At 56.9% G+C, this 23,431-nt stretch carries 23 protein-coding genes and 4 pseudogenes; 15 read left to right on the top strand and 12 right to left on the bottom strand.

Annotated features, from left to right (window positions below):
• The 5 genes from JCM12296_RS41040 to vapB form a co-directional block, all read left to right on the top strand.
• Nucleotides 1-909, top strand: a 909-nt coding sequence (locus JCM12296_RS41040) for a hypothetical protein (protein WP_054697109.1), incomplete at its 5' end; no start/stop codon positions are given.
• A 106-nt stretch (nucleotides 910-1,015) separates the two neighbouring features.
• Nucleotides 1,016-2,869 carry an indolepyruvate ferredoxin oxidoreductase subunit alpha gene (gene iorA, locus JCM12296_RS19935; protein WP_054697114.1) on the top strand — a complete coding sequence of 618 codons (1,854 nt, stop codon included), beginning with the start codon at nucleotides 1,016-1,018 and terminating at the stop codon, nucleotides 2,867-2,869.
• A 9-nt stretch (nucleotides 2,870-2,878) separates the two neighbouring features.
• Nucleotides 2,879-3,475: an indolepyruvate oxidoreductase subunit beta gene (locus tag JCM12296_RS19940; protein ID WP_054697117.1), complete on the top strand. Its 597-nt coding sequence runs from the start codon at nucleotides 2,879-2,881 to the stop codon at nucleotides 3,473-3,475.
• Between the two features lie 485 nt (nucleotides 3,476-3,960).
• A complete protein-coding gene (locus JCM12296_RS19945; RefSeq protein ID WP_054697120.1) occupies nucleotides 3,961-4,191 on the top strand; it encodes a KH domain-containing protein in 231 nt (76 codons plus the stop codon).
• Between the two features lie 154 nt (nucleotides 4,192-4,345).
• Nucleotides 4,346-4,582, top strand: coding sequence for a type II toxin-antitoxin system VapB family antitoxin (gene vapB / locus JCM12296_RS19950; RefSeq protein WP_054697123.1), 237 nt, complete (start codon nucleotides 4,346-4,348; stop codon nucleotides 4,580-4,582).
• A gap of 467 nt (nucleotides 4,583-5,049) precedes the next feature.
• On the opposite strand, the gene JCM12296_RS19955 is transcribed toward vapB, so the two are convergent.
• The 3 genes from JCM12296_RS19955 to JCM12296_RS19965 form a co-directional block, all read right to left on the bottom strand.
• Nucleotides 5,050-5,601 (bottom strand): PEP-CTERM sorting domain-containing protein, encoded by a 552-nt coding sequence (locus JCM12296_RS19955; RefSeq protein ID WP_054697126.1) that lies wholly within the window; start codon nucleotides 5,599-5,601, stop codon nucleotides 5,050-5,052.
• Nucleotides 5,602-6,284: 683 nt separating this feature from the next.
• Nucleotides 6,285-6,662 carry a type II toxin-antitoxin system VapC family toxin gene (locus JCM12296_RS19960; RefSeq protein ID WP_054697129.1) on the bottom strand — a complete coding sequence of 126 codons (378 nt, stop codon included), beginning with the start codon at nucleotides 6,660-6,662 and terminating at the stop codon, nucleotides 6,285-6,287.
• Nucleotides 6,659-6,895, bottom strand: coding sequence for a type II toxin-antitoxin system Phd/YefM family antitoxin (locus JCM12296_RS19965; RefSeq protein WP_054697131.1), 237 nt, complete (start codon nucleotides 6,893-6,895; stop codon nucleotides 6,659-6,661). The genes JCM12296_RS19960 and JCM12296_RS19965 overlap by 4 nt, the downstream gene beginning before the upstream one ends.
• Nucleotides 6,896-7,301: 406 nt before the next feature.
• Between JCM12296_RS19965 and JCM12296_RS19970 the strand changes: the two genes are divergently transcribed.
• Nucleotides 7,302-7,589 (top strand): hypothetical protein, encoded by a 288-nt coding sequence (locus tag JCM12296_RS19970; RefSeq protein WP_054697134.1) that lies wholly within the window; start codon nucleotides 7,302-7,304, stop codon nucleotides 7,587-7,589.
• A 70-nt stretch (nucleotides 7,590-7,659) separates the two neighbouring features.
• Here JCM12296_RS19970 and JCM12296_RS42165 read toward each other — a convergent pair whose 3' ends face one another.
• The 4 genes and pseudogenes from JCM12296_RS42165 to JCM12296_RS45010 all read right to left on the bottom strand — a co-directional run.
• Complete coding sequence (locus tag JCM12296_RS42165; RefSeq protein WP_218188174.1) at nucleotides 7,660-8,079, bottom strand: heterodisulfide reductase-related iron-sulfur binding cluster; 420 nt, start codon at nucleotides 8,077-8,079, stop codon at nucleotides 7,660-7,662.
• Nucleotides 8,052-8,822, bottom strand: a complete 771-nt coding sequence (locus JCM12296_RS42170) for a (Fe-S)-binding protein (protein WP_218188175.1) — start codon at nucleotides 8,820-8,822, stop codon at nucleotides 8,052-8,054. Before JCM12296_RS42170 ends, JCM12296_RS42165 begins: the two co-directional genes overlap by 28 nt.
• Nucleotides 8,819-10,474: an FAD-binding oxidoreductase gene (locus JCM12296_RS42175; RefSeq protein ID WP_218188176.1), complete on the bottom strand. Its 1,656-nt coding sequence runs from the start codon at nucleotides 10,472-10,474 to the stop codon at nucleotides 8,819-8,821. The genes JCM12296_RS42170 and JCM12296_RS42175 overlap by 4 nt, the downstream gene beginning before the upstream one ends.
• Before the next feature lie 82 nt (nucleotides 10,475-10,556).
• Nucleotides 10,557-10,982: pseudogene (locus JCM12296_RS45010) on the bottom strand (16S rRNA (guanine(527)-N(7))-methyltransferase RsmG); the annotation flags it as partial.
• A gap of 44 nt (nucleotides 10,983-11,026) precedes the next feature.
• Between JCM12296_RS45010 and JCM12296_RS45015 the strand changes: the two are divergent.
• Nucleotides 11,027-11,266: a hypothetical protein gene (locus JCM12296_RS45015; RefSeq protein ID WP_054697140.1), complete on the top strand. Its 240-nt coding sequence runs from the start codon at nucleotides 11,027-11,029 to the stop codon at nucleotides 11,264-11,266.
• On the opposite strand, the gene JCM12296_RS45020 is transcribed toward JCM12296_RS45015, so the two are convergent.
• Both JCM12296_RS45020 and JCM12296_RS45025 read right to left on the bottom strand, forming a co-directional pair.
• Nucleotides 11,267-11,653: a methyltransferase gene (locus JCM12296_RS45020; protein ID WP_246804602.1), complete on the bottom strand. Its 387-nt coding sequence runs from the start codon at nucleotides 11,651-11,653 to the stop codon at nucleotides 11,267-11,269.
• A 92-nt stretch (nucleotides 11,654-11,745) separates the two neighbouring features.
• Nucleotides 11,746-12,312: pseudogene (locus JCM12296_RS45025) on the bottom strand (methyltransferase family protein); the annotation flags it as partial.
• A 350-nt stretch (nucleotides 12,313-12,662) separates the two neighbouring features.
• Here JCM12296_RS45025 and JCM12296_RS19995 point away from each other — a divergent pair.
• Nucleotides 12,663-15,194 carry a sensor domain-containing protein gene (locus JCM12296_RS19995; protein WP_054697143.1) on the top strand — a complete coding sequence of 844 codons (2,532 nt, stop codon included), beginning with the start codon at nucleotides 12,663-12,665 and terminating at the stop codon, nucleotides 15,192-15,194.
• Nucleotides 15,195-15,220: 26 nt separating this feature from the next.
• Entirely contained in the window at nucleotides 15,221-16,123 is a 903-nt protein-coding gene (gene hisA / locus JCM12296_RS20000) for a phosphoribosylformimino-5-aminoimidazole carboxamide ribotide isomerase (protein ID WP_083456338.1), read from the top strand.
• Here the strand turns inward: hisA and JCM12296_RS20005 are convergent.
• Nucleotides 16,098-16,547: a hypothetical protein gene (locus JCM12296_RS20005; protein ID WP_054697146.1), complete on the bottom strand. Its 450-nt coding sequence runs from the start codon at nucleotides 16,545-16,547 to the stop codon at nucleotides 16,098-16,100. The genes hisA and JCM12296_RS20005 overlap by 26 nt on opposite strands.
• Before the next feature lie 346 nt (nucleotides 16,548-16,893).
• Between JCM12296_RS20005 and JCM12296_RS20010 the strand changes: the two genes are divergently transcribed.
• The 3 genes and pseudogenes from JCM12296_RS20010 (at nucleotide 16,894) to JCM12296_RS20020 (ending at nucleotide 18,806) form a co-directional block, all read left to right on the top strand.
• Nucleotides 16,894-17,475: a UbiX family flavin prenyltransferase gene (locus JCM12296_RS20010; RefSeq protein ID WP_054697149.1), complete on the top strand. Its 582-nt coding sequence runs from the start codon at nucleotides 16,894-16,896 to the stop codon at nucleotides 17,473-17,475.
• A gap of 63 nt (nucleotides 17,476-17,538) precedes the next feature.
• Nucleotides 17,539-18,019: pseudogene (locus tag JCM12296_RS20015) on the top strand (adenosine-specific kinase).
• Between the two features lie 223 nt (nucleotides 18,020-18,242).
• Entirely contained in the window at nucleotides 18,243-18,806 is a 564-nt protein-coding gene (locus tag JCM12296_RS20020) for an SHOCT domain-containing protein (protein WP_054697152.1), read from the top strand.
• Nucleotides 18,807-18,928: 122 nt separating this feature from the next.
• Here the strand turns inward: JCM12296_RS20020 and JCM12296_RS20025 are convergent, their stop codons facing one another.
• The gene (locus JCM12296_RS20025; RefSeq protein ID WP_157067769.1) at nucleotides 18,929-19,300 is read right to left on the bottom strand and encodes a hypothetical protein; all 372 of its coding nucleotides are present in this window, start codon (nucleotides 19,298-19,300) and stop codon (nucleotides 18,929-18,931) included.
• A gap of 118 nt (nucleotides 19,301-19,418) precedes the next feature.
• On the opposite strand from JCM12296_RS20025, the gene JCM12296_RS47825 reads away from it, so the two are divergent.
• From JCM12296_RS47825 to JCM12296_RS20035, 3 genes and pseudogenes are all read left to right on the top strand, one after another.
• Nucleotides 19,419-20,183, top strand: coding sequence for a CHASE2 domain-containing protein (locus JCM12296_RS47825; protein ID WP_054697160.1), 765 nt, complete (start codon nucleotides 19,419-19,421; stop codon nucleotides 20,181-20,183).
• Nucleotides 20,147-20,359 (top strand): annotated as a pseudogene (locus JCM12296_RS47830) (CHASE2 domain-containing protein); the annotation flags it as partial. The gene JCM12296_RS47825 and the pseudogene JCM12296_RS47830, both read left to right, overlap by 37 nt.
• Before the next feature lie 86 nt (nucleotides 20,360-20,445).
• Nucleotides 20,446-21,696, top strand: a complete 1,251-nt coding sequence (locus JCM12296_RS20035; protein WP_281492085.1) for an adenylate/guanylate cyclase domain-containing protein — start codon at nucleotides 20,446-20,448, stop codon at nucleotides 21,694-21,696.
• Between the two features lie 36 nt (nucleotides 21,697-21,732).
• Here the strand turns inward: JCM12296_RS20035 and gltX are convergent, their stop codons facing one another.
• Entirely contained in the window at nucleotides 21,733-23,247 is a 1,515-nt protein-coding gene (gene gltX, locus JCM12296_RS20040; protein WP_054697168.1) for a glutamate--tRNA ligase, read from the bottom strand.
• Nucleotides 23,248-23,431: the final 184 nt, after the last annotated feature.

Below are 23,431 nucleotides of genomic sequence, written 5' to 3' on the forward strand. Positions count from 1 at the left end.
GGCCGCTGCAGAGAAGGCTGCCGCAGAGAAGGCTGCTGCCGAAAGGCCGCTGCAGAGAAGGCCGCTGCCGAGAAGGCTGCTGCCGAGAAGGCTGCTGCCGAGAAGGCCGCTGCCGAGAAGGCCGCTGCCGAGAAGGCCGAAGCAATCAAGAAGGCGGCTGCCCAGCAGTCCGAAGTCGAGGTCTCCTATGATGCCGAACCGCCCAAACCGGAGAAAAAGGTGAAAAAACCATCCGACCCAATGGATACCACCATCAAACTCATTGCCGCTGGCGTGGCCTTTTTCATGATTCTGATCGTTGGGGCCAGCATATCCAACTCATTGAAATACTATCTGGTTGAAAAACAGGGTGCCCTGCAGATCTGGAAAGGCAAGTTCGCCCCCTTGGGCAAGAAGCGCATCGCCATCCTGCCCGGTGTACCGGCGCCCGAGGAGCCGAAAGCCATTTATAGCCAGGACGAGGTCTATCCGCTGGCGTATGAATATTTTATCGATAAGGCCGATGCCTTGATGGATGTCTCCGGAATTCCGGATTTCGAGGGCATCCAAACCGCACTGAAAACGGCCCTCGAATTTAGCGCATCGGATGAAATGCAGCGCATCGCCTTTGACCGTCTGGATACGATTGACCGGTTGACCCTCACCTACAAGGCGGATCTTGCCTCCAGTCGCGGTACCATCGAAGGCTTCCAAACCGCCATCGGACTCTTGAACGACGCCGGCAAGCTCACCTCGGACAAGGTTCAGAAGGAGATGATCGCCCAGCGGATTGCCGCCCACGAAGCCGCGATCGAGACACTGACGGAGCAAACGGCCGAAAACCAGCCCGAAGTCGAGAACAGTGTCCCGGCAGTTGAAAATGAATCGGCCGCGCCCCAGGCCACGGAGCCGGAAGCCGAAACGCACTAACCCCTTTTCGGTTTAGATAGCCAAGGGGGAATCGCGCTGTGAGTTGTTACCAGGCGGTTCCCCTTTTTTACGATTGTCGTTTGGTTTAATTGAATAGGAAATCAAGATGCACAAACTGCTCACCGACGCCCCTGGAGAGAAGATGCTGCTCCTGGGCAATGAAGCCATTGCCAGGGGGGCCATCGAAGCGGGCGTGGCCTTTGCCACGACCTACCCCGGCACCCCATCATCGGAAATCTCCCTCAACCTCTTTCAAATCTCCCATGAGAGCGACCTGTACTTCGAGTACAGCACCAATGAAAAGGTGGCTCTGGAAGTTGCCGCCGCCGCCGCCAACAGTGGCATCCGAACGTTTTGCATGATGAAGCACGTGGGCATGAATGTCTGCGCCGACCCGCTGATGACGCTGGCCTATATCGGTGTCAAGGCCGGATTGGTCGTCCTCACGGCGGACGATCCGTTCATGTTCTCCAGCCAGAATGAACAGGACAACCGCTATTATGGCAAGCTCTCGGGCCTGCCCATCCTGGAGCCTTCGTCGGTCGAAGAGGCCCGTGAAATGGCCATCGCGGCCTTTGAACTATCGGAATCGCTGGGCGAGCCCGTGATCCTGCGAACCACGACACGCATCAACCATTCGAGTGCGTTTGTGGAACTGGGAACAATCCACCCCCGCAAGACCAAGGGCGATTTTACGAAAGACCCCTTCAATAAGGTGGCGGTGCCGGCCGTTTCCAGACGCCTGCATGTAAAGTTGCTGGAAAGATGGCAGCAGGCTCAGACCATCGCCGAAACCTCTCCCTTCAATTTTGTCGAAGGCGATGGCAGCTGGGGGATCGTCTGCAGCGGCGTCAGCTACAATTACGTTGCCGACGCGGTCAATGAACTGGGGATCCAAGCCAAAACCCGGATTCTGCGCCTGGGCTTCAGCCACCCCACCCCGCCCCGACGCGTCAAGGAATTTCTGGCCGGTTGCGCCAAGGTTCTTGTCGTCGAGGAAGGCGAACCTTTTTTGGAAGAGGCGACCAAAACCTTCGCCCAGGAAGCGGAGTTGACCCTTCCCATCGCCGGAAAAGGCGAATCCCTCTTCTCGCGGCTGTACGAGTTCGATCCGGCCATGGTCCGAGGCATCATTGCCGGCTATTTTGACCTGCCATACACAGCGCCCCGTAGCCCCGAGCTTGGCGATGTGCCCGAAATTCCCCAACGGCCGCCCAACCTGTGTGCCGGTTGTTCCCACCGGGCCACCTATTATGCGGTCAAGAAAGCCGCCGAAGGCATGGACACCATCTTTCCCAGTGACATCGGTTGTTACACCCTGGGTTTTCTACCACCGCTTTCCATGGGGGACTTCGTCCTCTGCATGGGTGCCTCGGTCAGCACGGCCTGCGGATTTTCCAAGGCAACCGACAAGAAGGTGATCGCCTTCATCGGCGATTCCACCTTTTTTCATTCCGGCATGACCGGTCTGGTCAACGCGGTTTTCAACAACCACAATTTTACCTTGGTGATTCTCGATAACGGCACAACGGCGATGACCGGTCACCAACCCCACCCCGGTGTTGACATGACCAACCTCAACCGCTCCGGTTACGGTCGGGTGTCTATCGAGGCAGTGGTCCGGGCCATTGGCGTGGAGCATGTCACCGTTATCAAGCCCTACAAGGTGAACAAGAGCATTGAAGCCATCAAGGCCGCGCTGGACCACCAAGGTGTGTCGGTGATCATTTCCCAGGAGATGTGCACCCTCTATGCCCGCAGCCTGAAACAGCTCAAGGTACGCGCGTTCCAGGTAACGGACAAGTGCAAGAACCATCGGGACTGCATCAACGAAATCGGCTGCCCGGCCTTTTTCCTGGACGGTGAACGCGTTCAGATCGATCCCAACGCCTGCGTGGGATGCGCGGTTTGCGCCCAGATCTGCCCGGAAAATGCCATCACACCGGTTAAGGAAAAATAGGAAACAACCATGAAAGCAACGAGACTGATTATTGTGGCGGTGGGGGGACAGGGCAACTTGCTGGCCTCCAAGGTATTGGGAGAAGCGGCCCTGCTCTCGGGTCTGCCGGTACGCATGAGCGAAATTCACGGCATGGCCCAGCGCGGCGGTGTGGTCGAATCCGCCATCGTCTTCGGGGACGCCAAAAGCACCATTATTTCAGACGGCGAAGCGGACGTTCTGGTTGGCTTCGAACCATCGGAAACCCTGCGCGCGCTGAACAAATGCCATCAGAATACGACCGTCATCACCAACATGGCCCCCCTGCCCCCCTTTACCGTGGCCATCGGACGGGGAACCTATCCGGATCTGGAGCAGTTGAAGACCCTGATCCGATCGAAAACCAAACAACTCATCGCCTTTGATGCCGTTGAAATGGCCGAGTCGGCGGGCAGCGTCATGGCGGTCAACATCGTCCTGTTAGGCGCTTTGATCAGAACCGGCATTTTGCCGATCACCAGGGAAAAGCTGGAAGCGGCCATCCGCACCAAAACCAAGGCCTCCTTTGTGGATGTGAACCTCAAGGCCTTTGCGCTTGGATTTGGCGTGTCGGCCGACGTCCAATAAGGCGATTGGCGGATAAGAATATACCAGGATGCGTAGGATTTTCATTCGTATTCAAGGCGGGCTTTTTTACGCATAGTGGGGCTATGTGTGGAAAAGCCCAACGCCGAAGACGGATGAAAAGACAAGCAGGCGGGTATATTCTTTGACAGAAATCGCCTAAGTCCATCCTGTGCCGCCTGCCTGTTACGGGGCAGGCGGCACGGCCTTCAAACGGCTCAAACGCCTGCCCGGGCATACAACCCCCATCCCTGATTTTGCTTTGATTTTCCCGCCCCCCCCTTGCATTCAATCCCCGCATGGCCGATCAAACACATGAAAAATACGAAAAACGATACGATTGTGCACAAGAATATTTGACAAGATCGTGTTTTCGTCTGAAAATATAAACCAACCATAGAATTATGATTTGGTTCCATTTTGACTTGTCCTTGTAGCAGATCCGCCATTTGGCAAGCGTGGCTAATTTATATCTGGGGAGAGGAACCATGAAGAAACTGGTCGAGGAAATCGCAAAGGCACTGGTGGATATTCCAGAGCAAGTATCGGTCAACGAAATCGAAAGCGTGCAGAGCATTGTGATCGAGCTGTCCGTGGCCAAACAGGATCTGGGCAAGGTAATCGGCCGGAAAGGCCAGAACGTTCAGGCGATCCGCACGATTTTGAATGCGGCTTCGGGGAAGAGTAAGAAGCGGATTATTTTGGAGTTGATTGAGTAGGTTTCAAACAATCCTATTATGTCATCAAAAGAATGACACAATAGGATTGTTTTCATTATTATTGCAGAGAATGCTATTTTGGAAATCTTCGAAATTGTGTAATCTTGATGAACTCGTAAAAAGAGGTTAACCCCAACGTCAGAGGTTTTTTGATATGGGGTATGTAAAAACGAAAATTTTCAAAAGCAACCGCAGCCAAGCGGTGCGACTGCCCAAAGAAGTTGCCTTCTCGGAAACGATAAAGGATGTCGAAATCGTTGTCATCGGCAACTGTCGGGTTATTTCACCGGCCGGACAGACATGGAATGAATGGTTCGATGGCCCTGGGGTGTCTCCCGATTTTATGAGCGAGCGGCAACAACCTGAAGACCTGCAAAGAGAGACCCTCTGATGCTGAAGTATTCGCTGAACACCAATATTGTCATCTATACAATGAAAAATCGCCCTCCAAAGGTCAGACAACATTTTAAGGCGCATCATGGACGAATGGCAATTTCGACGGTTACGTTGGGTGAACTAACAACAATACCAAAAAATTCGAACGGGTGCCCGGGTTAATGGCGGATGATTGGTGCAACGCATAGTCGGGTAAAGATTGAATGGGAAAAAGAACGCATAAAATTCAGCAACGGTATTAATTGAATTCTGAGCTGCATTGAACATGAATGCGTAACGGGCTGACTTAACATTTTTTATTAAGTAATTGAGAGACGTCCCCAACTTTCACCCTGAATGCGGCTTCGGGGAAAAGTAAGAAGCGGATTATATTAAAGTTAATTGAGTAAGGAAATATAAAGACTGCCCGGTCGTTTCCGATCCGGGCAGTCTTTATATTTGTGCTATCCGCTTTTAGAGCGTTTAACTTTTTTTGAAAATTTTCTTGCGGGACGCGCCTGCGAGGCCAACCAAACCAGTTCCAAGGAGGAGCATAGTGGCGGGTTCGGGGACTGGGGCACTTTCACCATTCGCAGTAAGAATTGAATAGTCCAGATAAAAATCCCCAAACACAGAAGTAACTGTAACATCTAAGGTCCCTAACAAATTAAGTTGAATGAGGCCTGCAAGAGACCATCCATAAGTTTCACTTGTATAGGAAAAATTGTAAAACCCGTCTCCAATGATCCCTGGTTGGCTAATAAAGGCGGTCTCTACAAAAACTTCATCCCAACCGCTTTGATCATCATAGAGACGTATCGTAAGCGAATAATCTGTGATGTAGTCTCCTCCAAAAATGGTATCGAAGCCATCATCAGTAATATCATGAGTGTAAGAAACACTATTCCAGTCATCAACAAATTGGTCGGGATTCCAATCGATGGTGTCAGTCCACGTAGTTGGTACTGCACTTGCCACACTAACCAACCCGAAAACCAATACCAAGCTACATAAGAATACAATTACCTTTTTCATCGGCCTTTTCTCCTTTTTCATGGTTTTCAATTATCAAAAATATGAACTCTACTTGCAGTGTTACAGCAATCCGCATGCCTGTCTCGGGTATATTTTATTTTCATGTTATTTCAACGTGTTGCTTTTTGCTATTTTTTTTTACCACAAACATTATGTACAAAATTACATAGTGTTTGTGGAATTCGGATATCAACAACCTAAAAATTCGCACCTTTTTTACATAAATGGTCCAGCGGTGGAAGGAGACGGGGATGATTTTATGCATTTATAGTCATACAACTTTGAATTTTATTGGCATGGATTTTGGTGATAATTTTATTTTGTTAAGTTTATTATGCAACTTTAAAATTTCAAAAAATAATATTCGGCGAAACAACCGATTTTCTATCAAAGCAAAATAAATGCCAAGAAAAACTATAGTTGGAGCACTATATGAGAGTAAATCGTTGGAAGACCGAAGCGGTTTAGCCCCACAATGCAACAAAGTAAAAATAGGGACAGGTACTTAATACTTTGGTGAAGGGGACGTTTGGTGAAGGGGACGTTTGGTGAAGGGGACGTTTGGTGAAGGGGACGGGGATGATTTTATGCGTTTGTTAAAACACTACGTCTCAGATTATTTACCCCTTCTTGTCGTTGGCTCAAAATCTCTCAGCTAATTACTGATCAAATAGCAAAAATAATCATCCTTCGAAGACAGGGCAGTTGTATTTTTTGATTTTTATGTCTTCGGTCATGATCGGGTAGTTTTCCGCAATACTTTGAGCAACAAGCATTCGATCAAATGGATCCCTGTGGTGGAAAGGAAGGTCTTTAAGCAATCGTGCGGCATCCGCTTTAAAATCCAGTAGGGCAAATCCACTTTCCTTGGCAATGGCAACAGGATCGAAATTAATTTCCATTTTACCAATTGAAGCTTTGATCATCAATTCAGCTATACTCACGGCAGAAATAAAAATGGTGTTTGACAAATCTTCCAATGCCGACCGCTTGGCCACTTCCAATTTGGAAGGGATTGTCAATGCCCATAGGAAAATATGCGTGTCGATGATGATGTTCACGTATCCTCACCATAAAACATGGCGTTAATTTCAGCATCTTCATCCATTATGTTTTTTGGAACGGTGTATTTCCCGCCAAGCAGCCCAAGTTTTCTTCTTCCCTCTGGCTTGTGAATGACCAGATCTACCAACGGCAAATTATTTTTGGCGATAACCACTTTCTCGCCCTGATAAACCATGGCAACCAGTTTGGAAAGATTTGCTTTCGCTTCTGAAATATTTACGATTTTCATGGCAACGCCCCATTCGTACCTGATTGATCCTATTTAGGTCTACCATACCTAAAGAGACCAATTAGGTCAACTTTTAAAAGAACAGGTGATAATTTCTGATCAATCCTCGGTCTCACGGCTTCGTTCAGCATGACTGGAGCGTCCCAAAACCTATGAAAAAGATTCCATACAATAAGAGAACATTATCTAACCTTTTTGTTCCTTTCTTCATGACAACCCAATGCCACATATAGTTTAAATACTCCGTAATATATTGACAACATAGATAATATTGACAGACTTCATTCCCTGGCGTACAATTTGCGTGATACAGATGAGAAGCGATGGCCAATCCCCCGAGCCACATGGTCATCGCCATGAGATATCGTTCCCTGTGAGTTGGATGGAGAAAGGATCCGGAGACAGCATGCAAATCAATCTGAATTCAGACCGTGACAAGCGCCAGCAGCAATCCGCCTCGGCCGAGGACAAAAGAACCGCTTTGGAGAAGGCCCTGGCCGCCCGCGAACAGTTTCTGGAGCAGCACCCGCACCTGCGCGAATACCAGGCCGAAATCGATTCAATCCTGGACAAATCGGGTAACCAGCAGGGCCGCATGGCTGTATTGGGGACCCTGATGCAGGCAAAGTTATTGGAAATGCAGCAGGAACTGTTGAAGATGACGCGGGTGTTAAGAGAATCCGTTCAAGCCTGACGGATTCGTAAGAAGCCCAATATCGGCGTTACGCTTCATCCTTCGTCATCATGATTGGTCAGCTTCTCCCCTACCCCACACTGCGAACCAGCAGCTCCACCGGGTGCATGACCGGCCGACACCCCAGGTGAGATATCTGCATTTCGCAGGTGGGGCAGTCGGTGACGGCCACATCGGCGCCGGACGCTTCGATCAGTCCCATCAGGTCGCTGCCGATGGTGCGGCTGAGCGTTTCGTTTTTGGCGGCCAGGCCCCAGGTTCCGGCCATGCCGCAGCAGTGGCTGGCAAGGGGGGTAAGGCGCAGTCCGGGAACGGCGGCCAGCACCTTGGCCGTGCTCTGGGGCTCGGGCTGGATTTTAAGATGGCAAGGCTGGTGATAGGCGGCTTTGATTTCCACCGGCCGGACATTGTCCGTAACCAGACCACTTTCCACCAGCCGGCTGACATGCACGACCTTGGCCGCTACCTGCCGCACGGCGGGCGTGTCCAACAGACAGGCCCAATCCTCCATGAGGCCAGGCCGCAGGACGAACAGGTCACCACGATGTGATCCACCTGTTCCAATAGTCGACGCCACTGGCCCAGGTTGCGCCGGACCTTTTCCCGGGCCGCAGCGACCATGCCCTTGGTCAAGAGCGGCAGCCCGCAGCAGTGCTGCGCGGGGGTATGCACGGTATAACCCCGCTGGGTCAGCATTTTCACCAGGGCGCGTCCGATGGCCGGCCGCACGTATCCCGCATAGCATCCCGAGAAGTACAGCACCCGTTTCCGACCCGTGCCAGCCACCGGTGCGACCGTGCGGAAAAGCGACTGCCGAGCCATGGTAACCAACGGCCGGCGGCGGCTGATGCCGGTGAATACCTCGCCGGCCTGCCGGACCAGGCCCGGTTTCATCAATGGGGCGAGCATTGCGGAAAACCGTCCGCCGTAGCGACCCAGCGGCTCCACGGCGGTCACGATTCGGCTGTGCCGGGAGGGACCGAAGCGCCGCACATAGCGTGCCCGGGCTTCCAGGGCCAGTTTGGGGATGTCCACGTTGGAGGGGCATTCCAAACGGCAACTGCCACAGCCCACACACTGGTCGATCACGGTCTGAAACGTTTGCGCGTACAACGCGGCATCGTCCAGCGCCCCGTTGATCAGCGCGCGCAGGATGTTGGCCTTGGCCTTGGGTGCCGCCGCCTCTTGGCGGGTGAACTTGTAGATCGGGCACATGCGCGTGGCCCGCGTCACGGTGGTGCATTTACTGCAACCGTGGCAGCCTCGATCGCTTGGTGCCAGCCCGCCGGCCAGTTGAGCTGGGTAGCGGACAGGGCCTTGCGGCGGTAATGCTCACCGTAGCGCAAATTATGCGTCATCTGGTCCGGGGTCGTGGCGGTTTTGATCATCGGGTTCATGCGCCGCTCGGGGTCGAGCAGGCCTTTGACCGTCTGAAACAAGGGGAATAGCGTCGGATATTGCCGCCGGACGTAGGCGCTGCGCAGGCGGCCGTCGCCGTGCTCGCCCGATACCACCCCACCCAGCCCGTTGACCAGGTCGAAAACGCCGTCAGCCAGGACCTTGAGCAGGCGGACATCCGCCGGATCGGTAAGATTGAGTAGTGGCCGGGTATGCAGCAGCCCCTTGGCAATGTGCCCGTAGACCACGAAACGCACGCCGTGGCGGTTGAGCAAGTCGTAGATTCCCCGGAAGTAATCCACCAGCCGTTCGGTCGGCACCACGGCATCCTCGATGAGGGCCAGGATCTTCTTCTCGCCCTTGAGTTTGTAAAGAATCGGCACGGCGGCCTTGCGGATGGCCCAAAAGCGCGCCTGCTCCGCCTTGGAAACGGCTAGGTGGGCCTGGCTGGGCCAGCCCTTCAGGGATAACAGATCCAGCGCCTGCCGCCCCAGGCCTTCCGTAATCTCCCGCGAGGGGCCATCGAATTCCACCATGAGAACATTGTCGATGCCGGCGGGAATGCGCTTTCTTAGAAGCGGGTCGCTGGCGCGGGCCAGTTCGAGGAGCGATTTGTCCATCACCTCGATGCCCGCCGGCCGCATGGGCAAAATCGCCTGCACGGCCAGGGCGGCCTTGTCGATGGCATCAAAAAAGGCCACCACCAAACTCTCATGGGCCGGTTTGTTCAGCAGGCGGAAGCAAAGGCGCGTGGCAATCCCCAGGGTGCCCTCGGCGCCGCAAAGCAGGTGCTGCAGGTGCAACCGCTCGTCTTGCACCAGGCCGCGCAGGTTGTACCCGGCCACGTTGTGCTTGACCGCCGGATAGGCCGATTCGATGGTCTGACGATGCTCCAGATAGCACGCTGCCAGGCGCCTGAACGGGTCGGGAAGCCGATCCAGCGGGGTTGCCGCCAGGGTCTCCAGCCGGACCATCCGCCCCGAGGCGAGGACCACCTCGGCGTCCAGGAGGTAGTCGGCCACGTTGCCGTACTTGACCGCATGGGCACCCGAGGCATTGGTGGCCATCATTCCGCCCAGGCTGGCGTATTCGCCGCTGGAAGGATCCGGCGGGAAGAAGAGACCGCTACCCGAAAGGGCTGTTTCCAGCTCGCCGAGACGGTAGCCGGGCTCGCATTCAACGGTCTTGCCCTCCACATCGATACGGATCAAACGGTTCATGTAGCGGGTGAAGTCGATAACGATGCCGCTGCCCAGGGCCGACCCGCACAAACCGCTGCCCGCGCCCCGGGGGTGGATGGACAGGCCGTGCCGCCGGGCAAAATCGACGGTGGCGACCACATCGGCGGAACATTGGGGATAGACGACGGCCGCCGGTGCGAGGGAGAAAATACTGGCGTCCGAAGCCAGCATCTGAAGGCCGATGGCATCGTCGACAAGGTCGCCGGCAACCTGCGCGGAAAGGCTGAAAAAAGGGTAGGATTTCAAGTCACCCATCCATTCTGGTAAAAATTGGTGAGACGTCGGCCCATGTCCCCGGCACGGCTGGCCGACTTCCGCTTGATCACCGTCAAGCCATCGGTGTCAATCGCACCAGACGGCGCTGATCACCGATCATCGGCAGCGTATAGCGGTGGATATGAACGCGAAAGCGGGTCCGGGCGAAAACGCGCGTGCCGTCGTCATCCATTGCGTCGATTTCGTGATCGTGTTCGGCCTGGGGGCCTTTCATGGCCAGGAGTTGCCCGCCGGGCGCCAGGAACGGCAGGCCCAGCCGGGCAAAGTCGTCCAGCGAGGCGAAAGCCCGGCAGACGACCCAGTCGAACCGGCCACGATGCCCGGGCATGCGCGCCAGGTCCTCCAGACGACCGTGAACGGCGGTGATGCCATGCAGACCGAGTGTTCCGATGACATACTTGAGAAAAGAGACTTTCTTGCGCACGCTGTCCACCAGGGTGAGGGACAGATCCGGCCGCGCGATCTTGAGCGGCAGCCCCGGAAATCCCCCCCGGAACCGGCATCCATAACGCGGGCACCCTCATGGATCCAGACGGACGCCGCCAATGCGTCCACATCGTGTTTCAGGGCCACGGCCAACGGATCGGTAATGGCCGTCAGATTGGAGACCCGGTTCCACTGGCGCATTTCATGGGCGTGCCGGCCCATCGCCCGGGCCTGCTCGACCGAAACGACCACCCCGAGACACGCGGCACCGTCGATCACGATTTGCCGCCAGGCGGCGGAATCGATCGTCATCCCATCGGAGGTTCCCATGAATGATCAGGCGGGCTTGGTGGCCCGGATGAGCCCGGAATCGTTGGGGCCGGTGAATTCTATCCGCTCGACCGCTTCCAGCCCCGCCTGGGAGAGCATTGCCGACAGTTGGGCGTCGCTGTAGGCCTGGCCACCTTGGGTGGCCAGCAGCATGTTCAGGGAAAAGAGCGTCGGGAAAAGCGGGCCGGCCAAGTCGTTGTTAAGGATGAATTCGTGAATCACGGCCAGGCCGCCGGGATTCAGGCAATCCGCCGCCTTCTGGATGATCCGCTGGCAGTTATCCGGCGATTCACCATGCAGGATATGCGACATCCAGACCGCGTCGTAATGGCCGTCAATGGCCTCATGCAGATAGTCACCGGCAACGAAACGGATGCGTTCGGCCATGCCCATGCGCCGGATGGTCTCCTCGCAAACGGCCGGGTGGTGGGAAGATCGATCACCGTGGCCGTCAACTGGGGATATTGCCGGCAAAAATGGATCGCATAGGTACCGGGTCCGCCACCCAGGTCCAAAAGGGTGCCACAGGCGGAGAGATCCACCACGGGTACCAACCGCGGCGCCAGTTGCATGGCCAGGTTGAACATGCCCATGAGAAACGCCTGGCGCTCCTTGTAACCCTTTTCGCGTATGGGCTGCCGGATCGACTTGCCGCTGGCCACGGCTTCGGGCAGCCGCGCCCAGGATGGCATCAGGTGGTGGTGATGTTGAATGATGAATCCCAGGTAATGCTCGGACCGGGCGCTCAGGTAGGTTCGGCTGGCGGGGGTGTTGCAGTAGCCGAATTTCTCCTTGACCAGCAATCCCATGGCCGTCGCCGCATCCAGCAGCCGGCGTATGGCATCCTCGGGCCCATTGACCTGTCGGGCCAATGCCTGGACGTCCTGGCGTCCGTCGCCGATACGCGTGAAGATATCCAACGCCACCATCGTGTGCAGCACGCAGGTCGCCCAATAACTGCCGGAAGTTTGCAGGATGCGCTCCAGTGTCCAGGTTTCATCATCCATATCGGTTCCTTTCAAGGTTAGTGGCTCCGCAGACCATGATGCCATCGACACTAGAGGATCGAACCGGTCTTGTCAATGACGGGTAGCGCCGGGGAGTAGCCTTGCAAAATCCGCGCATGGCACTTGCGTGGGAAAGAATCCGAACGATCTTATCCACTTGCAAAAGCAGGCACTTTTCTGTAAGGATGCGGCCTCATATAGTATTTAAGATAATGTTTTTGATAAGGCCAGAGGGAGGAAGCTGTATAAACCATACCGCGACGACCGATAACGCAGCCCAAAAACATTATCTTGAATGCTATCGTTGTTCCTGATCCGTCTCCGCTCCAACAAACCGGGAGGCATCAAAGAAACCGACGCGCGGCATTGCGATCCGCCGGACGGGGGATACCCGGATGGTCAAAAAGAAAACCGACACGGCCAATTTCGATTATGGCGACGCTCGGCTGGCACAGGCGCGTCATCGGCTCCTGTTCGAGCGTTTTGCCGATGCTGTTGTTGTTTGCGCGGCGGATGGTCGGATCCTGGATTTCAACCCTGCTGCCCTGACCTTCTTCGATATCCCCGCAAACGGACTCCGCGACGCGAATATCACGACCTTCTATGCGAACCAGGCGGACCGCCAAGCGCTGCTCCGGCAGGTCGACGAGAAAGGCATCGTGCAGAATGCGCCGTTGATTTTCGTGGACCACCGTGAAACCGTCAAGCACGGCCTGGTTACGATCATGCGTTTGGACACACCGGATGGCTGCCGGTACGGTTACCAGGAACAGATCCGGGATGTGACCCAGCACCGGCAGGCGGAAAAAAAGCTGCGGGACCAGATGGATTTCGCCAGCCAGCTCTTTGCGGTCGCTCCCGAGGCCATCGTCCTGTTGGACATGGAAGATCGGGTTCTGCGCGCCAATGAGGAGTTTTGCCGGCTCTTCCAGTACCCGTCGGAGAAATGTACCCACCGACCGATTGAAGAATTGATCGTCCCCCAGGCATTGAGGGCCGAAAGCCTCTCCATGTCGGCACGCGCCATGGCCGGCGAGCGTTTCGAATTGGAAACCCGACGCATGCGCCGGGACGGAACCCTGGTGGATGTTTCGGTGCTGGCCAAGCCGATCGCCATGGAAGACGGGTCGCCGGCCGTCTATGTGATCTACCGCGACATCACCAAGCGCAAACAGGCCGAAGAGGCCTTCCGGAAGAGCGAAGCCCGCTATCGTACCGTCCTGGAGGTCGCGCCGGATCCGGTGATCGTCATGGACATGGACAGTCGGGTGATCTATGTGAACCCGGCCTTTACCCAGGTGTTTGGCTGGCATCTGGACGATTGCCGCAATCAAACGATCGACTTCATTCCACCCAAGGCACAGCCGGCCACCGACCGGTTCATGGATCTGCTGCGGCAGGGAATTCCCTTCTCCGGTATTGAAACCCAGCGCCATGCCAGAGATGGCACGCTGGTGGACGTTTCCATCAGTGGCGCCGTTTTTCTCGACGAAGCGGGCCATCCGGAAGGCTATGTCAACACGCTTCAGGATATCACCCAGCGCTGCAAGAAGGACGCCGAGCTGCGTTATGTGGCCTACCATGACACGCTCACCAACCTGCCCAATCGCAAATCCTTCTATATGCTGCTGGACGATCTTTTACAGCACGCCGCACGGCGTAGCTCGGACCGCTCCTGGGCCCTGATGTTTCTGGATCTGGACAAGTTCAAGCAGGTCAATGACACGCTGGGTCATGACACCGGCGATCGATTGCTCAAGGAAGTGGCCGAACGTCTCAAGGCGTGTCTGCGTGAGAGCGACTATCTCTTCCGCCTGGGGGGTGACGAATTTACCATTATTCTCACCAACCTGAACCTGGATATCGATGTGGCCCGCGTGGCGCGCAAGATCCTCCAGTCGATCAGCCAGGTCTATCGCTTGGACGGCCACGAGATCTTCACCTCCACCAGCATCGGCATCAGTGTCTTCCCCAACGACGGCTGGGACGTGGAGGCGCTGGTAAAAAATGCGGACATGGCCATGTATGCCGCCAAAGAAAACGGTGGCAGCGGATACCGGTTTTTCACCGAGGAGATGAACTACAAGGCCCAACACCGTATGAAAATGGAAGTCCATCTGCGCAAGGCCATCCAGAACGAAGAGCTGCGGCTTCACTATCAGCCATTGGTGGACCGGAGAAATCGGATCGTGGGCGTGGAGGCCCTGATCCGCTGGCACAACCCCGAATTGGGATTCGTTCTGCCGGCGGATTTCATTCGCGTCACCGAAGACACCGGAATCATCGTTGCCGTGGGTCGCTGGGTGCTGTCCACGGCCTGCACCCAAGCCAAACACTGGCAGCGGATGGGGTTCAAGAACTTGTCTGTTTCGGTCAACATCTCGTCCCGCCAAATGCAAGAGCCTGATTTCGAAGCGATGGTACTTAAGATCATTGCCGCGAGCGGACTGCCGCCGGAACTTCTGAATCTGGAAATTACGGAAAGCAGCGTCATCCAGAACCCGGAAGTGTGCCTCGTGAAAATGAAGCGGATGCGGGATCATGGCATTTCCTTTTCCATCGATGATTTCGGCACCGGGTATTCATCCCTCAGCTACCTCAAGCGGTTTCCCATCGACACCCTTAAAATCGACCGTTCGTTCATCTCCGACGCCCTGAAATGCGAAAGCGACAAGGAAATGGTCCGGACCATCATTGCCATGGCCCGCGCCCTCAATATCCATACCGTGGCCGAAGGCGTGGAGACCCGGGAACAGATGGATTTCCTGGCACGCAGCGGTTGTGACCTCATGCAGGGGTATCTTTTCTCGCCGCCCCTGCCGGCGGATCGGTTAGAGGCGTTGCTGAAAGCCGGGATCGACGGCAAACCGGCAAGCGGGGCGGGTTCCCCTTCCCCGTCCCAGCCGTTCCCGGGAGCCAATCCCTGACCCTGGTTATCGGAGGCATGCCCATCATGCGTTTTCGCCCCTGTATCGATCTTCATGGCGGTGTCGTTAAACAGATCGTCGGTGCAACCCTGAACGACCGGACGGACGGCCGGCTGGAAACCAACTTTAAGGCCGAAAAGCCGGCCGCGTGGTTTGCCGCTCTCTATCGCCGGGACCACCTGACCGGCGGTCACGTGATTCAGTTGGGGCCGGGAAACGCCGCCGCCGCCCGTGCCGCACTGGGCGCCTGGCCCGGTGGATTGCAGGTGGGGGGCGGAATCAATGCCGACAATGCCGGTACATGGCTGGATGCCGGCGCCAGCCACGTGATCGTCACTTCGTGGGTATTTCACGATGGTCTGATCCACCTCGAACGGCTGCGGGAATTACGCCGCCGCATCGGCAAGACGCGCCTGGTGCTCGATTTGAGTTGCCGCCGACAAAAAGATACCTACATCGTGGCCACCAACCGCTGGCAAACCTTTACCCGCGAGGCCGTCACTTACCGCCTGATGGACGACCTGTCGGCCTATTGCGACGAATTTCTCATTCATGCCGTCGATGTGGAAGGCCGCTGTGCCGGTATCGAAACCGATTTGGTGGCCTATCTGGGAGGCTGGGAGGGGTTGCCGGTAACCTATGCCGGCGGAATCGCCAGTCAGGCCGACATTGATCGGATCGACGCGCTGGGCAATGGCAAGATCGATTTTACGGTAGGCAGCGCCCTCGACATTTTCGGTGGCAACGGGCTGCACTATGCGGCATTGGCGAAACGTTACGGCCCCATGCATCATAGAAACAGGAAAACACCACCGACACGGATGGCAAGGCCAACGAATATAGAGGGCTCCCCGGAACGCGCTCCGGGGAGCCGGATAACCACGTGGTTAAGTGGATTCCTGTTTATTCGACCGGAGTCACCGACATGACCTGTAGAACCTTGCCTGCCTCCGTATCGGCAAGCGTGCCGGTAATCTTGACTCTTTTTCCGACCATGCTGGAAAGGGCTTTGTCGGAAAGCAGGTAGGCGTTGTCGGCGGTGACAATCGCCACCCCCTTCTCGGTCTGCATCAAGGTGCCGTCGATCTCAGACGGCGCGGAGGCCACGCTGTCGGCCATCTCGCTGACAGCCTCGGTGGTCGTCTGCTGAGCCGTTTGCGGCGCCGCTTCCTCAGCGGCCTGGGAAACGGTCTCTTGGGCCGGTGCCGGTGGCGCCGCCTGACTGGCCACCTGAGCCGGCACGTCGGTCTTGGCCGGTTCTGCTTGGCCGGTGGTCGAAGGGCTCTTCTCGGAGCAGGCCACCGTCACCAGCGCCGCCAAGCCGATCATGAATGCTATTTTAAACACTTTCATCACATCCTCCTCTCATTCCGAAAAATGAATCATCCCACAACATTTCGGGTTGCGGGGGTTGGGGGCGACCCGACGGCCGGGCTTCGGGGGAGCCACTGCGTGTGGCGACGCCGGCGGCCTGGATCGGATCTGCCGGACCTATACCGGCAGGCCATCAATATTTCGAATTAGCAAGTTCGATACCACTTTCCCAAAGACCGATTTTGTGGCATCTATGACATCATCGTGCCGTCCGGGGCGGCCCCGGTTGCGAATTTTGCACACGGTCAAGTGAAGAAATGGGATAATGGCAGGGGAACCACAGTTGGTTTTGAACGGATCCGTAAACCTGATCGGATAAGCAGCGATGACCGACCCTTCGAAACGGCTGATTGTTGGCATTTCCGGCGCCAGCGGCGTGATCTACGGCGCAGAGATCCTCAAGGTCCTCAGGCAGCTGGGGATCGAGACGCATGTCGTCCTGAGCGACGCCGCCAAAACCAATTTCCGGATCGAAACCAACATCACCATCGCCGACATCACCCAGACGGCTACCTGCGTGTACGGCGAACGGGATCTGGCCGCGCCCATCGCCAGCGGCTCCTTCCCGACCCTGGGCATGGTGGTGATTCCCTGCTCGATCAAGAGTCTTTCGGGAATCGCGAATTCGTTCAACGTCAATCTGCTGATGCGCGCGGCGGATGTGACCCTCAAGGAGCGGCGGCCGCTGGTCCTGGCGGTGCGGGAAACGCCCCTACACCAGGGCCATCTGAAGCTCATGCTGGACGCCGCCCGTCTGGGAGCGGTGATTCTGCCGCCCGTACCGGCCTTTTACCACCATCCCCAGACCATCCTCGACCTGATCCACCACACCATTGGCAAAATCTTGGATTGCTTTCAGATTCCGCATCATTTGTTCGACCGCTGGGGGGAAGACGGAACAGAATAATCGCATTTGGATCGATTTTTTTGTTTTTCGCGGGTATCACTTTGAAAAAAAGGAGCTTAATCCATGGAACTGAAAACCGTCACGATCAATAATCCCGAAGGCCTCAACTTCATTCTCGGGCACTCCCATTTCATCAAAACCGTCGAGGATCTGTTCGAGGCCATCGTCAACACCGTGCCGGGGGCAAAATTCGGACTCGCTTTCTGCGAGGCATCCGACGTCTGCCTGGTACGCCATGCCGGGACGGACGACGAACTGATCGCGCTGGCCAAGGATAATGCCTTCGCCCTGGCCGCAGGCCATAGCTTCATCATTTTCATGCGCGACATGTTCCCGGTCAACATCCTCAACACGATCAAAACCGTACCGAGGTGTGCCGCATTTTTTGTGCGACGGCCAACCCGGTGGAGGTGATCATCGCCGAAAGCGCCAGGGACGGGGTATCCTGGGGGTCATCGACGGTTTCGCGTCCAAGGGTATCGAAGGGGACGCCGACATCGCCAAACGCAAATCCTTCCTGCGGGCCATCGGTTATAAACTGTAAGGTTGGCGTCCGCAGTACGGATGGGCGATATTGCATTGCGACAGGACTGCTGCTATGGTGAGGGTCCAACGTGAAGGTCTGGACGTCCACGTTGGATGGATTGAGAAACAACGCACCCGCCCTGGAATCGCGCCATTCAACCGGCCGCCCGGCAGCATGTCCGGCCGTTCAGGCGATCTCGAACGAAAGACCGATCCCGGGCGGTTCAGGAGAGCACCACCGCGTGGATTCAAAAGAGAGCTACTGGCGCAGGCAATTCTATTTTGCCTCGAGCATCGGTATTTTCTATATTCTCATCCTGGCATTGTTCGGCATCCCGTTGGTCGGCACCCTCGTGGTGATCCTCATCAAGGGAGCCCTTGACCTGCGGTACCTGATCATGGCCGGCGGCGCCGTGGGGGCCGTCCTTCTGGCATGGTTCGTTTACAGAAGCCTGAAACGGCTGGTGCAGCGCCTGCGCCGTGACGGCACGCTGGCCAGCCAGGAGGCCCGCCACAGTCTTCTGATGGGCAAACCCGTCGAAATTTCGATTTTCAACGGCATGCTCAAGTTTTCCTGCGGCCAGGCGCCGGGCGATACGCCGCTGGCCCTGCCCCATACCGAACAGGCCTTGCTCCCTGAGCAGACCGGCCAGGCCCCCGTTCCCGGTATTCTCGATCAACTGACCCGATTGGCCGAGCTCAAACGGACTGGTGCCATCGACGACGAGGAATTCAATCTGCTCAAAACCATGCTGATCGAATCCTCCGCCGCATCCCACCCGCCGGCTCAAAACGATCTGCCCTGACGGCGATCTGTTTTCTTAGTCCATGGGCAGGTAAGCATAACCCCGGGTCTGATAGGCGATGATGGAAACATAGCCGTTTTGCACCAGATGGATCGACGGCAGAAAATCGACCGGGTCGATTTTCATCGCGCGGGCGGCAATGGCACACTGTTCGAGCCTGAAACCGTTTTGCGCGAACTGATCGATCCATCCTGGATTCGTTTTTTGGTTTCAACCTCTTCCGTGGCCACATGCGCGATGCCGCGCGTGACGAAGCGGCTGGCTCCGCCTCTGAAAGCCACGACGATGGTCGGGGCAACGCCGGCATCCAGAAGTTGGGTATAGGTGTCGTCAATCAATTCCAGGCGCCGCAGCAATAACGCCGCATCGCCGACATTGACGTCGCAGATGACCCGGACCGACTTCAATTCCGCCAACGCCACTCGGTCATCCAGGCCCGCGGCGTCCAGTACGGTCGGGAATACCAATAAAAACAATAGGAAAAAAGATCGCATGATGACCTCCCGCTGCAAGGGGGAATGACGTGCCCGCCTCAAACCGGGCCGATCAAATGGATAGTCATTCAAAAAAGATAGGGTCCGACTCCCGCACGGGTCAAGCCCGGTGGTACACATGGCCGAAAACGGGCCGGTTCCACCAGCAGAAATGGAGATGGCTTTTCGGTGGCGGTTCTATGAGCTGAATTGGGGAGAAGACGATTTGCTTCTGAAAAACGGGCGTTGGCGGGTGATCGGTGTGGGGTTGGTGGTTACCGCGGGAATGATGGTCCTGTATCTTTTTCCGCCGGGTTTTCTCACCGTATTGAACCATCGGATCTACGATGCGCTGCTACAGGCGTCCCCTCGACGGGAAACCACCGGGATACCGGTCATCGTCGATCTGGACGAACGCAGCCTGCAGCGCTTCGGCCAATGGCCCTGGCCGCGCTATCGCGTGGCCGCCCTGCTGGAAAAAATCCACCATCTGGGCGCCGAGGCCGTTGGCGTGGACATCATTTTCGCCGAGCCGGATCGCACCTCGCCCCGGACCATGGTGAAAGACCTGCATAACGATCTTTCCCTCAACGTATCGATCTATGGCCTGCCGGATGAACTGATGGACTTTGACCGGGTCCTGGCCGACGCCCTGGCCCGTGGACCCTTCGTCCTGGCGTACAAGTTCTTCGCCGAAAACGCGGATATGCAGTCGTCAACCTGCCGACTGTATCCCCTGCGAACGGCCATCCTCGCCCCGGCAGGGTGGGGCGGAACACGGCGGATATCTTCACCCCCACCGACGTGGTGTGCACCATTCCCGTGCTGGCCGAGGCTGCCGGATCCTCGGGATTTATCAACATTGCCGTGGATGAGGATGGGATCTACCGAAAAGTTCCCTTGATCATGCGCTGGAACGGGGCATTCTATCCCAGTCTGGCCCTGGCGACCCTGATGCGTGCCCACAGGAGCGGAAACATCGTTATGCAGGTCGCCCACCAGGGCCTGGTGGCCCTGCGCATTGGCACGACCACGGTGCCCGTGGATCCATGGGGCCAACTGCTGATCCGGTATCGCGGCCCATCGCCCGCATTCCCGCACTACTCGGCGGCCGACATTCTCGATGATGCGGTTCCCGGCAACCGGTTCAAGGCAAAATCGTCTTCATCGGTGCGTCCGCCGCCGGCCTCAAGGATAACCGGGCCACCCCGTTTGACCCGACCTCGCCGGGAGTGGAGGTTCACGCCACCGTGCTGGACAATCTTTTGCGCGGTGATTTTCTCAGTCATCCCCAATGGGCCACCGGTGCCGAATTTTGCACCGTTTTCCTCTCCGGCGTGATCGCCACCCTGCTGCTCTTCCGCTCGCGGGCCCGCTGGAGCGTCATGCTGGTGCTTCTCAGCGGCACCCTCCTGTGGGCCGGATCGACGGTCTGCATGATGAAAACCGGCGTTTTCATCTCCCCCATGTGGGCGCTTCTGACCCTGGGGGCCTGTTTCGTGGCCCTGACCGTGGTCAAATTCTGGCATGAGGAGTCGGAAAAGCGGTTCTTTTACACGGCCTTTTCCCATTATGTCTCCGGTTCGGTGGTGAACGAACTGGTCTGCTCACACCAAGGCCTCTCTCTGGACGGTGAGGAAAAGACAGTCTCGATTCTCTTTGCGGACCTGCGCGGGTTCAGCACCCTGAGCGAGAAGCTGGCCCCCAACCAGGTCAGCGAGCTCCTGCGGGCCTGTTTCACGCCTTTGAGCCGGCTGGTGATCGAAAGTGCCGGCACCATGGACAAGTTCATCGGCGATGCCATGATGGCCTTCTGGAACGCACCGGTGGATGTTCCCCAACACGCGCCCCGGGCGCTCGACACCGCCCTGGCCATGCTGGATGCCATGGATCACCTGAATATCCGCTTTCGTCAATCCTACGGCTTTAACCTGGAACTGGGAATCGGCCTGCACAGCGGTCTGGTGCGGGTGGGCAACATGGGGTCGGCGGATCTGTTCGACTATACGGTCATCGGTGATACCGTCAACCTGGCCTCGCGCCTGGAAGGTCTGACCCGGACCTACGGGCTGCCGCTCCTGGTGAGCGAAACGATCCGCCGGGCCTGTGACGGGGATTTTATCTTTCAGGAAATCGACACCGTGCGGGTCAAGGGCAAGCACGCACCCACCACCCTGTACACGGCCTACCGCGACGGACAAAAGGTTCCCACGGCAGATGAGTTGACCGCCTGGGATGCGGCCCTGGCCCTATATCGGCAACGGCGGTTCACCCGCGCCGCGACCGCCTTCGAGCAGCTTGGCGACCGCTTCGAAGATCGCACCCTGTACCGGATCTATGCCCGACGGTGCATGGAATTTTCGGCCCAACCGCCCGGTGAGGCGTGGGACGGCGTATTTGTTCTTAACCATAAGTGACCCCCTGCGCCGTCAGCGGTGCATCAGGGAACGGCCTCATTCCGGAAAGAGTGGCCCGACGCGCCTGAGCCGCCGCACCACCGTGGCTTTTCCCAGGCTTACCAGGACGTCGAACATGCCCGGGCCGGCCAGCTGTCCGGTAAGCACGGTGCGCATGGCATTGATCAGGATGCCCGCCTTGACCGCCAGTGCCTCGGCAAGCTCGCGCGTGGCCGCCTCCGTGGTCCCGGCGGTGAAATCATCCAGGGCTGAAAATCGCTCGGCCAGGGCCGGCAGCCAGGTCTTCAGCTCGGGATGGCTCAAGAGATGTTTACGAAGGGGTTTCTCCTCGATCGGATAGGTATCGTCGAAATAGGCCCGCCCCAGGGTGGTAAAATCCTTGAGGGTATGGAATCGATCGCGGATCATGTCCAGGGTCGTTAAATACCACTCACGCCGCAAGCCCGCGTAGTCCGCGTGCCAGAGTCCTTCTGCTTCCAGTTCGCGTCTCACCAAGTCGCCGATGGTCCCGATATCGGTGCTGCGCAAATAGGCCGCATTGATGGCGATCAGTTTGGGATCGGTGAAGAACTTGGGATCACCGGGACGATGGTTGAACACCGCGTTCGCCCGGCCGATTCGCTCCAGGGTAAAGGCTTCGATCAACTCCTCCCGCGAGAAGATCTCCTGGTTGGTTCCCGGATTCCAGCCGAGCAGCACGAGAAAATTGCACAGCGCCCAGGGCAGAAAGCCCCGCTCGCGGTAGAACTGCACGGATACGATCTCGCCGTGGTGGCGCTTTGAGATTTTGCGTTTCTTGAGATCCAGGGTCAGCGGCATGTGGGCGAAGACGGGTGGCCGTGCCCCCAGTGCTTCATACAGGAGGACTTGGCGAATGGTGTTGGTCATGTGGTCTTGGCCGCGGATGACATGGCTGATGCGATCGCGGATATCATCGACCACATTGCTGAGCAAGTAGAGGGGCTCGCCGTTGGAACGGACGATCACAAAGTCCTCGATTTCGGCATACGCCCGTTCAATACGGCCAAGCACCCGGTCATCGTAGCCCACCTTACCGTCTCGATCAGGCACCTTGAAGCGGATCACCGCTGGCAGGCCGGCTTTCTCGTACGCCTCGACCTCGGCCGCGGAAAGATGTCGACAGGTGCCATCGTAACCCACATCGGCCTTTTTGTCGGCCATGGCCTGGGCACGCTTGGCCGCCAGGGTCTCTTTGGTGCAGAAGCACTTGTAGGCTTTGCCGCTGTCCACCAATTGCTGGGCCGCCCGCTCATGATCGGCCTTGAATGCCGTCTGAAAATACGGGCCCTCGTCCCAGTCCAGACCAAGCCAGGTCAACCCGTCCAGAATGCCCTGGATGGATGCCTCGGTCGAGCGCTCGGCATCGGTATCTTCGATGCGCAGGACCAGTTTGCCGCCATGTTTACGGGCATAAAGCCAGTTCAAGATCGCGGTACGGGCACCGCCAATGTGCAGGTAGCCGGTGGGACTGGGAGGGAAACGGACACGCACCGTCTCCCCGGGAACATCGGTTGGGGGTGTTATTGCCATTTCATCACTTTCATTGGTCGGTTAACAATCAAAGGCATTGATCCGTCCACCTATGCGCCGATTGTCAGGAGGTCAAACCTGCCGGATAGCGCGGTCGAGCCTTCGGCCAGGCGCACCAGATGACGGTGGTGGGTGAAAAAGAGAATCTGGGTTCTGGCGGCCAGCTCGGCCAGCACCGCCAGCG

It is taken from the genome of Desulfosarcina cetonica JCM 12296 (assembly GCF_001311845.1).
In the GTDB taxonomy this organism is placed as follows: Bacteria; Desulfobacterota; Desulfobacteria; order Desulfobacterales; family Desulfosarcinaceae; genus Desulfosarcina; species Desulfosarcina cetonica.

What these genes read in the sequence shown, in the direction of transcription:
- iorA (WP_054697114.1), top strand. Translation starts at nt 1,016, where the DNA reads ATGCACAAACTGCTCACCGACGCCCCTGGAGAGAAGATGCTGCTCCTG.
- JCM12296_RS19940 (WP_054697117.1), top strand. Translation starts at nt 2,879, where the DNA reads ATGAAAGCAACGAGACTGATTATTGTGGCGGTGGGGGGACAGGGCAAC.
- JCM12296_RS19945 (WP_054697120.1), top strand. Translation starts at nt 3,961, where the DNA reads ATGAAGAAACTGGTCGAGGAAATCGCAAAGGCACTGGTGGATATTCCA.
- vapB (WP_054697123.1), top strand. Translation starts at nt 4,346, where the DNA reads ATGGGGTATGTAAAAACGAAAATTTTCAAAAGCAACCGCAGCCAAGCG.
- JCM12296_RS19955 (WP_054697126.1), bottom strand. Translation starts at nt 5,601, where the DNA reads ATGAAAAAGGTAATTGTATTCTTATGTAGCTTGGTATTGGTTTTCGGG.
- JCM12296_RS19965 (WP_054697131.1), bottom strand. Translation starts at nt 6,895, where the DNA reads ATGAAAATCGTAAATATTTCAGAAGCGAAAGCAAATCTTTCCAAACTG.
- JCM12296_RS19970 (WP_054697134.1), top strand. Translation starts at nt 7,302, where the DNA reads ATGCAAATCAATCTGAATTCAGACCGTGACAAGCGCCAGCAGCAATCC.
- JCM12296_RS45015 (WP_054697140.1), top strand. Translation starts at nt 11,027, where the DNA reads ATGGATCCAGACGGACGCCGCCAATGCGTCCACATCGTGTTTCAGGGC.
- JCM12296_RS45020 (WP_246804602.1), bottom strand. Translation starts at nt 11,653, where the DNA reads ATGGGCATGGCCGAACGCATCCGTTTCGTTGCCGGTGACTATCTGCAT.
- JCM12296_RS19995 (WP_054697143.1), top strand. Translation starts at nt 12,663, where the DNA reads ATGGTCAAAAAGAAAACCGACACGGCCAATTTCGATTATGGCGACGCT.
- hisA (WP_083456338.1), top strand. Translation starts at nt 15,221, where the DNA reads ATGCGTTTTCGCCCCTGTATCGATCTTCATGGCGGTGTCGTTAAACAG.
- JCM12296_RS20005 (WP_054697146.1), bottom strand. Translation starts at nt 16,547, where the DNA reads ATGAAAGTGTTTAAAATAGCATTCATGATCGGCTTGGCGGCGCTGGTG.
- JCM12296_RS20010 (WP_054697149.1), top strand. Translation starts at nt 16,894, where the DNA reads ATGACCGACCCTTCGAAACGGCTGATTGTTGGCATTTCCGGCGCCAGC.
- JCM12296_RS20025 (WP_157067769.1), bottom strand. Translation starts at nt 19,300, where the DNA reads ATGCGATCTTTTTTCCTATTGTTTTTATTGGTATTCCCGACCGTACTG.
- JCM12296_RS47825 (WP_054697160.1), top strand. Translation starts at nt 19,419, where the DNA reads ATGGCCGAAAACGGGCCGGTTCCACCAGCAGAAATGGAGATGGCTTTT.
- gltX (WP_054697168.1), bottom strand. Translation starts at nt 23,247, where the DNA reads ATGGCAATAACACCCCCAACCGATGTTCCCGGGGAGACGGTGCGTGTC.